An 8,040-nucleotide genomic window follows, 5' to 3' on the forward strand; every position below is an offset into this window, starting at 1 on the left:
TTTTTTAGTCTAAGAGTCTTGCTCTTAGACTTTGTAAATTTTTATCCAAATTTTCTTCACTTTCTTGCCAAATCAATTTAAAATCCGGTTTAAAATTTTCATTTTCTAAATTAAATTCCGTGTTTTTCAAGGTGGATTCTAAAAAAGCAAGATGATTTAAAGCTTGATTTTTATCATTAAAAATTAAAATAAAATCATTTTCTACGATAAAAATTTTTGCTCTAAAGCGTTTTAAAATTTTTGCAATTTGTTTTAAAATGAGTTTGGTATAGCTTTCTTTGGTATCTTTTAGTTCATTAAAATGAAGCAAGGCAATGATATAGTTGTTTTTTCCTTTTGTAAAGCGTGTAAGGCTTTTTTCATTGGGTAGCTTTGTTAAGGTGTCAAAAAAAGCTAACCTATAAGCGTGATTTAAAAGATAAAAACAAAAAACCAAACTTGCAAATTCAAAATATCTTATTCCTGCTCCTTCTTGGAATAAAAACTGAAAATATGCAGCAAAAAATGCGATAAGAAGATAATATTCTTTAGTTTTAAAAGTTTTGATAAAAATGAGTATTAAGCCGACTAAAAAAAATAAAAATCCTAATTCACTCACAGGCTTAAAAAAATTTAATGTAATAAAATGGAATTCTAAACCAGCGCTATTGAAAGTAGTATTTCTAGGTAAAATGATGCTTAAAACGCCTATAAAAATAAGGGTTGTAATTGAGGTGATATTTTTTTTACTTAAAATTAAAGCATGGTGTTTTCCAAGGCAAAATAGAGTAAAAATCATAGGTAAAAACAAAGCCACAAATAAATTAGTTTGAAAAAAACTTGTATAAAAATAAGGTAACTTAGCTCCTAATAGCACTAAAGTTAAAAAGAAAATTCTTGAATTTTTAAAGTAAAAGGATAGCACAAGTGCTGAAATTTCAAAAATAAAACTCAATGATATTAAAAAATCTAATAAAAACATTTCAAATCCTTGATTTTAATAAAAGTGATAATTGTATAGAAAAAAGCTTAAAAGTGGACTTTATTTAAATTTAGCAATCTCATCTTGTATAGTTTGTTCTATATGAAGCAATTCTTCATGAGTTTTTTTACTGTTTTCTAAAAGTTCATCAAATTTAAAGCCAAGCATAACAATACGATATAAATTGGGTTTATATTTTCTCCAATTATATAAAGTGCTAACATCAATGTCTAGTTCATATGCCATATCACGCTTGCTCTTTTTTGTCATTTTTTACCTTAAAAATTTAGCCTTTGAAAAATTTTACATTAAAATTTCTTTATTAAAAACACTTGAAATATTCAATCTTTTATATAAAATATATTTAATATTTCAATATTAATTAAGTTATAATATGGAATAATAGTTTTTATAAAATTTTTATTTAAGGAGAATTACATGGAAGGTGCAAGTGGCGGGTCTATTTTTGTAACAATATTATTGTTTGTATTATACATGTTGCCCGCTATTATTGGTTTGAGCAGAAAGCATTCTAATTGGCTGATAATTTCTTTGCTAAATTTGTTTTTTGGTTGGACTATTATTGTTTGGCTTGTTTGTTTAATATGGTCTTTTACGGGAAGTTTTAAGCAAACTATTATTATTAAAGAAAAAAATGAGAAATAGGAGAAAAAATGACAAAATTTTTAAGCATTTGTAGTTTAATTGCGATGTTGTTAAGTGGTTGTGGAAGTGATTTTCCTGGACAACCTAGCGATGTGGCTAGAGTTCAGCAAAACAAATATCCAAATGGAAATTTAAAAGAAGAAATTCCCTATAATAAAGATTCAAGAATACATGGGTTAAAAAGAGCTTTTTATGACAATGGTCAGCTAAGAGCTGAAGAAAATTATAAAAATGGAAAAAAAGATGGAATTAGCAGGGAATATTCTAGAAATGGGCAATTACTTGAGGAGGTGCATTTTAAAGATAATCGCGGATATGGTGATTTTGCAAGCTATTATGAGAATGGAAATATGAGAGCAAAGGGAAAACTACTTGGCTATAATGAAGATGGTATGCCAGAATTTGAAGGTAATTACAAGGAATATTATGAAAATGGAACTTTAATGTGTGATTATAATTTTGATAATAAAGGTAAATTTGATGGAGTACAAAAGCGTTATGATGAAAATGGCGCCTTAGAAGACGAAGAAAATTATAAAAATGGACTTAAAAATGGAGTCTTTAGAGAATATAAAAAAGGGGAGATTGTAAGAGAAGAAGAATATAAAGATGGTATTTTAGTAGCAAAACCTAAAAATTAGAGGAGTTTAGATATGTTTAAAAAAGTAATTTTATTTTTCTTAATGGGGTTTGCCTTGCTTCAGGCCAACTCATTAGACAAATGTGATAATACGGCAGTTGTTTCAAATCTTAAAGAAAAAATTCCTAGTGAAATTTTTAAAAATCTTTATGAATTATCCGGACTTAAAGCCCAAGGGATTGATTATGAAGATTATGCAAAAGGCCTCAAGGAAATAGCCAAGCATGATGGAATGGTAAATTACACTGATATGATCGAAATTAATTCCATTTCAAATTTTGATCTTAATTTTGATTCTTGTATGGCTACGATTAATGCTGCATTAAAAGGGGAACAGAGAAAAGGTCTTTGGAGTGTTGTTTATAAGGTTTCTAACATAAATCAAGTGAAAATTACAGATATAACTTATATCAATGGAGATTTCCAATAATATTTTTATTAAAGTAAGTCAATAGAATTAATTTCATGACTTACTAATATTTTATACTCAATTAATTTCAAGTCTTTTTTTGATACAATTTCTTAAAAATTTTTATAAGTAAAAAATTTAAGGAAAATCATGGTTGAAGTAAAAAATCTTACTATGCGTTTTGCAAATCAGCTTTTATTTGAAAATGTTAATTTAAAACTTGTTCGAGGACAAAGATACGGACTTATCGGTGCTAATGGTGCGGGAAAATCAACTTTTTTAAAAATTCTTTCAGGAGAAATTGAGTCAAGTAGTGGTGAAATAGTATTTGATGAAGGCTTGAAAATCGCAGTTTTAGGACAGGATCAATTTGCTTTTGAAAACTACACCATCAAAGATGCAGTGATGTGTGCAAATAAGCGTTTATATGAGGCCTTAAAAGAAAAAGAAAAGCTTTATATGAGCGAGGAATTTACTGATGAGATCAATGAGCGTTTAGGTGAGCTTGAGATAATAACGGCTGAAGAAGATCCAAATTATGATTGTGAAACACGTTGTGAAAAAATTTTAAGTTCTTTAAAGATTAAAGATTTCGATGCTTTAATGAGCACCTTACAAAGTGCGGATAAATTTAAAGTTTTGTTAGCTCAAGTTTTGTTTTTAGGTGCCGATGTACTTTTTTTAGATGAGCCTACAAATAACCTTGATTTAGAGGTGATTTCTTGGCTTGAAAATGAACTTTTAAGACATGAAGGAACTTTGGTTGTCATCTCTCATGATAGGCATTTTTTAAATAAAATTTGCACAAGAATTTTAGATGTGGATTTTAAACAAATTCGTGATTTTGCGGGAAATTATGATGATTGGTATATGGCTTCAACGCTTTTGGCAAAACAAGCTGAGCTTAAACGCGATAAAACCTTAAAAGAAAGAGAAGAATTAGAAAATTTCATTCGCCGTTTTAGTGCAAATGCTTCTAAAGCAAAACAAGCCACAAGCCGTGCTAAGGCGCTTGAAAAACTAGAGCTTGAAGAGATTAAAATTTCAAGCCGTAGAGATCCTAGTATAGTATTTAGAACCAATCGTGAAATAGGTAATGAAGTTTTAGAAATTAAAGGTATAGGCAAGGCTTATGATAAACAACTATTTTCAAATTTGGAGCTAAAAATAGAAAAAAATGATAAAATCGCTTTGATTGGAGCAAATGGTGTGGGTAAAAGTACTTTAGCAAAAATCATCGCCCATGCTATAAGTCCAGATAGTGGATCTATACATCTTGGGGCAACTATAGAACTTGGATATTTTCCTCAAGATACAAGTAATTTAATTTGTGAAAATTTGAAACTTTATGAATGGCTGATGAGTGAAAAATTTAAAGATCTAGATGAAATCCGCAAGTGTTTAGGTAGAATGCTTTTTAGTGGCAGCGATCAAGAAAAAATGGCAGCAAGTTTAAGTGGGGGTGAAAAACATCGTTTAATGCTTTCTCGTTTAATGCTAGAGCGTCCGAATTTCTTGCTTTTAGACGAACCTGATAACCATTTAGATCTTGAAAGTATTATTGCATTAGGTGAAGCTTTGTATAATTTCAAAGGTGTAGTGCTTTGTATCAGCCACGATAGGGAGTTAGTTTCTGCTTTTGCTAATAGAATTTGGCATTTAGAAAATGGTAAGCTTACAGATTTTCGTGGAACTTATCAAGAATTTTTAGGAGAAAATGATGGCTAAATTTAGAATTCAATACAGCGCAGGTTTTGGGCATTATACACAAAATCACAAGGGTTTTGGGCCTACGATTTATATAGAAGAAGTCGTAGAGTTTGATAATGGCAAGGATTATTTTGACTATATAGATTTTTATAAAACTTATTCAAAGAGCGATGATACTTATTTTCATATCAGTTTTTTAGAAGATAGACCTCTAAGCGATAAAGAAATCACCATTCGTAATGAATACCGCAAAATGCGTGATGAAAACTGTAAAAAAGCCAAGGAAGAATTTATAGCCAATAATGAGCTTGATGTGGAGCATTTGCCTACTCACCATGATTAAAAAACATTGATTTTTACATAAAAAGGAACGCTTTTTGCTTGTATAGTTTTTGCATATTTTGAAAGGAGAAAACTATGCAGGTAAATTATAGAACGATTAGCTCGTATGAATACGATGCTATTAGTGGTCAGTATAAACAGGTGGATAAACAGGTTGAAGATTATTCTTCATCTGGAGATTCTGATTTTATGGATATGTTAAATAAGGCGGATGAGAAGTCAAGCGGAGATGCTTTAAATTCTAGCAGTAGTTTTCAAAGTAATGCGCAAAACTCAAATTCAAATTTAAGTAATTATGCTCAAATGTCAAATGTTTACGCTTATCGTTTTAGACAAAATGAAGGCGAGTTGTCTATGAGAGCTCAAAGTGCTAGCGTTCACAATGATCTTGCGCAACAAGGTGCAAATGAACAAAGTAAGAATAATACTTTGTTAAATGATTTATTGAACGCAATTTAATCAAAAGCTCCATTTTGGAGCTTTTGTATTTACTTGCAAGAATTTATAATTTCTCTATTTCAAAAGGTGCAAAATTTTTACAAAAAATTTCAAATTCTTGCTCCTCTTTTTCATTTAATTTGATATGTAATATAGCTTTGCAATCCTTAAAATCTTTTGTGAAATTAAAAGAATAAGTTTTTAAAAAATGTTCAAAACGATTTAAATTTTTTAAATCAATAGCAATGGTTATATTTTTTTTCAATTCAAATGAAAGTAAAGAAGAATTATTGATCACGGCATTTGCCGCATCGCTATAGGCTCTTACAAGTCCCCCTGTACCAAGTTTTATACCACCAAAATATCTTACAGTGATTAAAGCCGCATTGATAAGATCATAGCCCCTTAGAACATTTAAAGTTGGCATTCCAGAAGTTCCTTTAGGCTCTCCATCATCGCTTTTATCTTCTACAATTTGATTAAAATCATTTAAAACACGATAAGCATAGACAAAATGAACAGCTTTTGGATGTTCTTTTTTTAGCGTTTCTATTAAAAATTTAAAATCTTTAAAAGGGCAAAGAAAAGATAAGAAAATAGATTTTTTAATATCGATTTGTGTTTGAAAAATTTGATCAATAGTTTGCATTTTTGCCTTTTTTGTTTAAAATTATACTTATAAAAACTAAAATCAATTTGATGTTAATTTTTAAGATATTTGATATTTATATGATTTGCATTGATATTTTAAGTTTAATTTTGTAAAATTTTCATTATGGAAAAAATCAAAAATTATAAACTTATCATCATTTTACTTAGTCTTGATTTGTTGGCTTTGCTTTATGGAATTTCAACACTGAGTATTAGTGCTGATGAAGCTGATATTTATTTTGGTGAGCAGGGTAAATCACTTATTTTTTCTCATAGTTTGCTTTATTATATATCTCATTTTGGAACTTTTATTTTTGGGCAAAATGATTTTGGTTTAAGGCTTCCTTTTTTATTTTTTCATTTTTTAAGTTGTTTGCTTTTGTATTTGCTAGCTTTAAAATATACTAAAACTAAAATTGATGCTTTTTTTTCTTTATTGTTATTTGTTTTATTGCCGGGTACTGTTGCAAGTGCTTTACTGGTTAATGCCGCATCTTTGGTGATTTTTTTAACCCTTGCTATATTATGTGCTTACGAATATGAAAAAAAATGGCTTTTTTATATATTATTGATTATAGTATTATTTGTTGATAAATCTTTTAATATTTTATTTTTAACTTTTTTCTTTTTTGGGATTTATAAAAGAAATGCTATTTTATTTACCTTATCTCTTGTTTTGTTTGGAGCGAGTATCAGTTTTTATGGTTTTGATACAGGTGGTCGTCCAAGAGGTTATTTTTTAGATACCTTAGGAATTTTTGCTGCATGTTTTTCTCCTTTGGTTTTTGTGTATTTTTTTTATACTATTTATCGTTTGACTTTTCAAAAATATAAAAATTTATTATGGTTTTTAATGAGCGTAACATTTGTATTTTGTTTGTTGCTTTCTTTAAGACAAAAACTTTTTTTAGATGATTTTTTGCCTTTTTGTGTTATTTGCACTCCTTTGCTTATAAAAACTTTAATGCAAAGTTATAGGGTGAGATTACCAGTTTTTCGATTAAGGTATAAAATCTTTATAGAATGTTCTATAATTTTTTTGATATTTTGTTACTTTTTAATCGTCGCTAATCAATTATTGTATTATTTTATAAACAATCCAAATCGTCATTTTGCCAATAATTATCATTTTGCTAAAGAATTGGCACTAGAATTAAAAAAACAAGATGTTTTAGAGCTTGCAACAGCCCCAAGTTTGCAAAAAAGATTGCGATTTTATGGAATAAAAAATAGCAATAAGTTTTATTTAAAAGCTTTAAAACAAGCCGATAAGCATGATATGGACAAAAAAATTGTTAAAGTAAAACTTGGAAAATATGAAAAAGTATATCAGATTTTAAACTATGATTAAAGCTTTCAGTTTGTTGGAATTTGTGTTTATAATTCTCATTTTAGGTATAGTTTTTAATTTAGGCAGTCTTTACTTAAAAAAAGACAATCTACTAGAAGGTGCGATACAAATTCTTAATGATATCCAATATACCCAAAGTTTAGCCATGATGCAAGAAGGTATAAGAGTTGATGAGTTGACTATTGCAAAAAGAGAGTGGTTTAAAAGTAAATGGCAGATTTATTTTATAAAATCAGCTGCCACAGGTTATGATCAAACATATACTATTTTCTTGGATAAAAATGGCGATGGAAATGCTAATTTAGGTAAAACTGAAATCAATATAGATAGAGAAATTGCTGTTGATGTAATCAATCATAACAAATTAATGAATTCAGGTCAAAGTGGAGTTATTAGTAAAGATGATGAAAAAACTACACAAAGATTTAATCTTACAAAAAGATTCGGAATAGAAAAGGTTGAATTCAAAGGATCTTGTTCAGGATTTACTAGATTAGTATTTGATGAAATGGGCAGAGTGTATTCTCCGTTAAAAAATGCCAATTATGCCTATGAAAAAACTTTAGCAAAGAATAATTCAGATTGCATTATACGTTTGTTATCAAAAAAGCATGCTCTTTGTATCGTTATAGATACGCTTAGCGGTTATGCTTATATTCCAGATTTTAAAACACTTAAAAGTCAATTTGTTAGTATAAAAAATAAAAATTACGAGTGCTCTAAAATATAGCCCCCATTATACTTATATAAATACTTACACAAATATTTATACTATTTAATCCTTTGTTTAATCCCCTTTTAAGTTTAATTGGTTATACTTTCATTTCCTTTTTTTGAAAAAAGGACTTAAAATCTTTTAAATTATAAAGTTT

General features: G+C 28.4%; 11 protein-coding genes. 8 read left to right on the forward strand and 3 right to left on the reverse strand.

The window, feature by feature from the left end; genetic code table 11:
• Window positions 1–4: 4 nt before the first annotated feature.
• A complete protein-coding gene (locus ELQ06_RS04740; RefSeq protein WP_002899648.1) occupies window positions 5–961 on the reverse strand; it encodes a membrane protein in 957 nt (318 codons plus the stop codon).
• Window positions 962–1,021: 60 nt separating this feature from the next.
• Entirely contained in the window at window positions 1,022–1,231 is a 210-nt protein-coding gene (locus ELQ06_RS04745; RefSeq protein WP_002778401.1) for a transcriptional regulator, read from the reverse strand.
• 168 nt (window positions 1,232–1,399) lie between these two features.
• On the opposite strand from ELQ06_RS04745, the gene ELQ06_RS04750 reads away from it, so the two are divergent.
• The 6 genes from ELQ06_RS04750 (at window position 1,400) to ELQ06_RS04775 (ending at window position 5,187) form a co-directional block, all read left to right on the forward strand.
• On the forward strand, window positions 1,400–1,627 hold the full coding sequence (locus ELQ06_RS04750; RefSeq protein ID WP_002855619.1) for a superinfection immunity protein: 228 nt from the start codon (window positions 1,400–1,402) through the stop codon (window positions 1,625–1,627).
• A gap of 8 nt (window positions 1,628–1,635) precedes the next feature.
• On the forward strand, window positions 1,636–2,268 hold the full coding sequence (locus ELQ06_RS04755) for a toxin-antitoxin system YwqK family antitoxin (RefSeq protein WP_002865799.1): 633 nt from the start codon (window positions 1,636–1,638) through the stop codon (window positions 2,266–2,268).
• A gap of 12 nt (window positions 2,269–2,280) precedes the next feature.
• Window positions 2,281–2,697: a hypothetical protein gene (locus tag ELQ06_RS04760; protein ID WP_002824822.1), complete on the forward strand. Its 417-nt coding sequence runs from the start codon at window positions 2,281–2,283 to the stop codon at window positions 2,695–2,697.
• 129 nt (window positions 2,698–2,826) lie between these two features.
• The gene (locus ELQ06_RS04765; RefSeq protein ID WP_002928758.1) at window positions 2,827–4,404 is read left to right on the forward strand and encodes an ABC-F family ATP-binding cassette domain-containing protein; all 1,578 of its coding nucleotides are present in this window, start codon (window positions 2,827–2,829) and stop codon (window positions 4,402–4,404) included.
• Entirely contained in the window at window positions 4,394–4,729 is a 336-nt protein-coding gene (locus tag ELQ06_RS04770) for a hypothetical protein (protein WP_002859498.1), read from the forward strand. The genes ELQ06_RS04765 and ELQ06_RS04770 overlap by 11 nt, the downstream gene beginning before the upstream one ends.
• Before the next feature lie 74 nt (window positions 4,730–4,803).
• Entirely contained in the window at window positions 4,804–5,187 is a 384-nt protein-coding gene (locus tag ELQ06_RS04775) for a hypothetical protein (RefSeq protein WP_002928760.1), read from the forward strand.
• Between the two features lie 43 nt (window positions 5,188–5,230).
• On the opposite strand, the gene ELQ06_RS04780 is transcribed toward ELQ06_RS04775, so the two are convergent.
• Window positions 5,231–5,815, reverse strand: a complete 585-nt coding sequence (locus ELQ06_RS04780) for a YigZ family protein (protein WP_002881678.1) — start codon at window positions 5,813–5,815, stop codon at window positions 5,231–5,233.
• 126 nt (window positions 5,816–5,941) lie between these two features.
• Here ELQ06_RS04780 and ELQ06_RS04785 point away from each other — a divergent pair, with 126 nt between their 5' ends.
• The gene (locus ELQ06_RS04785) at window positions 5,942–7,168 is read left to right on the forward strand and encodes a membrane protein (RefSeq protein ID WP_002866017.1); all 1,227 of its coding nucleotides are present in this window, start codon (window positions 5,942–5,944) and stop codon (window positions 7,166–7,168) included.
• Window positions 7,161–7,898 carry a hypothetical protein gene (locus tag ELQ06_RS04790; RefSeq protein ID WP_002899638.1) on the forward strand — a complete coding sequence of 246 codons (738 nt, stop codon included), beginning with the start codon at window positions 7,161–7,163 and terminating at the stop codon, window positions 7,896–7,898. Before ELQ06_RS04785 ends, ELQ06_RS04790 begins: the two co-directional genes overlap by 8 nt.
• Window positions 7,899–8,040: the final 142 nt, after the last annotated feature.

Origin of the sequence: Campylobacter sp. CH246 (genome assembly GCF_004378835.1) — a bacterium.
Lineage (GTDB): Bacteria > Campylobacterota > Campylobacteria > Campylobacterales > Campylobacteraceae > Campylobacter_D > Campylobacter_D jejuni.

What these genes read in the sequence shown, in the direction of transcription:
- ELQ06_RS04740 (WP_002899648.1), bottom strand. Translation starts at nt 961, where the DNA reads ATGTTTTTATTAGATTTTTTAATATCATTGAGTTTTATTTTTGAAATT.
- ELQ06_RS04745 (WP_002778401.1), bottom strand. Translation starts at nt 1,231, where the DNA reads ATGACAAAAAAGAGCAAGCGTGATATGGCATATGAACTAGACATTGAT.
- ELQ06_RS04750 (WP_002855619.1), top strand. Translation starts at nt 1,400, where the DNA reads ATGGAAGGTGCAAGTGGCGGGTCTATTTTTGTAACAATATTATTGTTT.
- ELQ06_RS04755 (WP_002865799.1), top strand. Translation starts at nt 1,636, where the DNA reads ATGACAAAATTTTTAAGCATTTGTAGTTTAATTGCGATGTTGTTAAGT.
- ELQ06_RS04760 (WP_002824822.1), top strand. Translation starts at nt 2,281, where the DNA reads ATGTTTAAAAAAGTAATTTTATTTTTCTTAATGGGGTTTGCCTTGCTT.
- ELQ06_RS04765 (WP_002928758.1), top strand. Translation starts at nt 2,827, where the DNA reads ATGGTTGAAGTAAAAAATCTTACTATGCGTTTTGCAAATCAGCTTTTA.
- ELQ06_RS04770 (WP_002859498.1), top strand. Translation starts at nt 4,394, where the DNA reads ATGATGGCTAAATTTAGAATTCAATACAGCGCAGGTTTTGGGCATTAT.
- ELQ06_RS04775 (WP_002928760.1), top strand. Translation starts at nt 4,804, where the DNA reads ATGCAGGTAAATTATAGAACGATTAGCTCGTATGAATACGATGCTATT.
- ELQ06_RS04780 (WP_002881678.1), bottom strand. Translation starts at nt 5,815, where the DNA reads ATGCAAACTATTGATCAAATTTTTCAAACACAAATCGATATTAAAAAA.
- ELQ06_RS04785 (WP_002866017.1), top strand. Translation starts at nt 5,942, where the DNA reads ATGGAAAAAATCAAAAATTATAAACTTATCATCATTTTACTTAGTCTT.
- ELQ06_RS04790 (WP_002899638.1), top strand. Translation starts at nt 7,161, where the DNA reads ATGATTAAAGCTTTCAGTTTGTTGGAATTTGTGTTTATAATTCTCATT.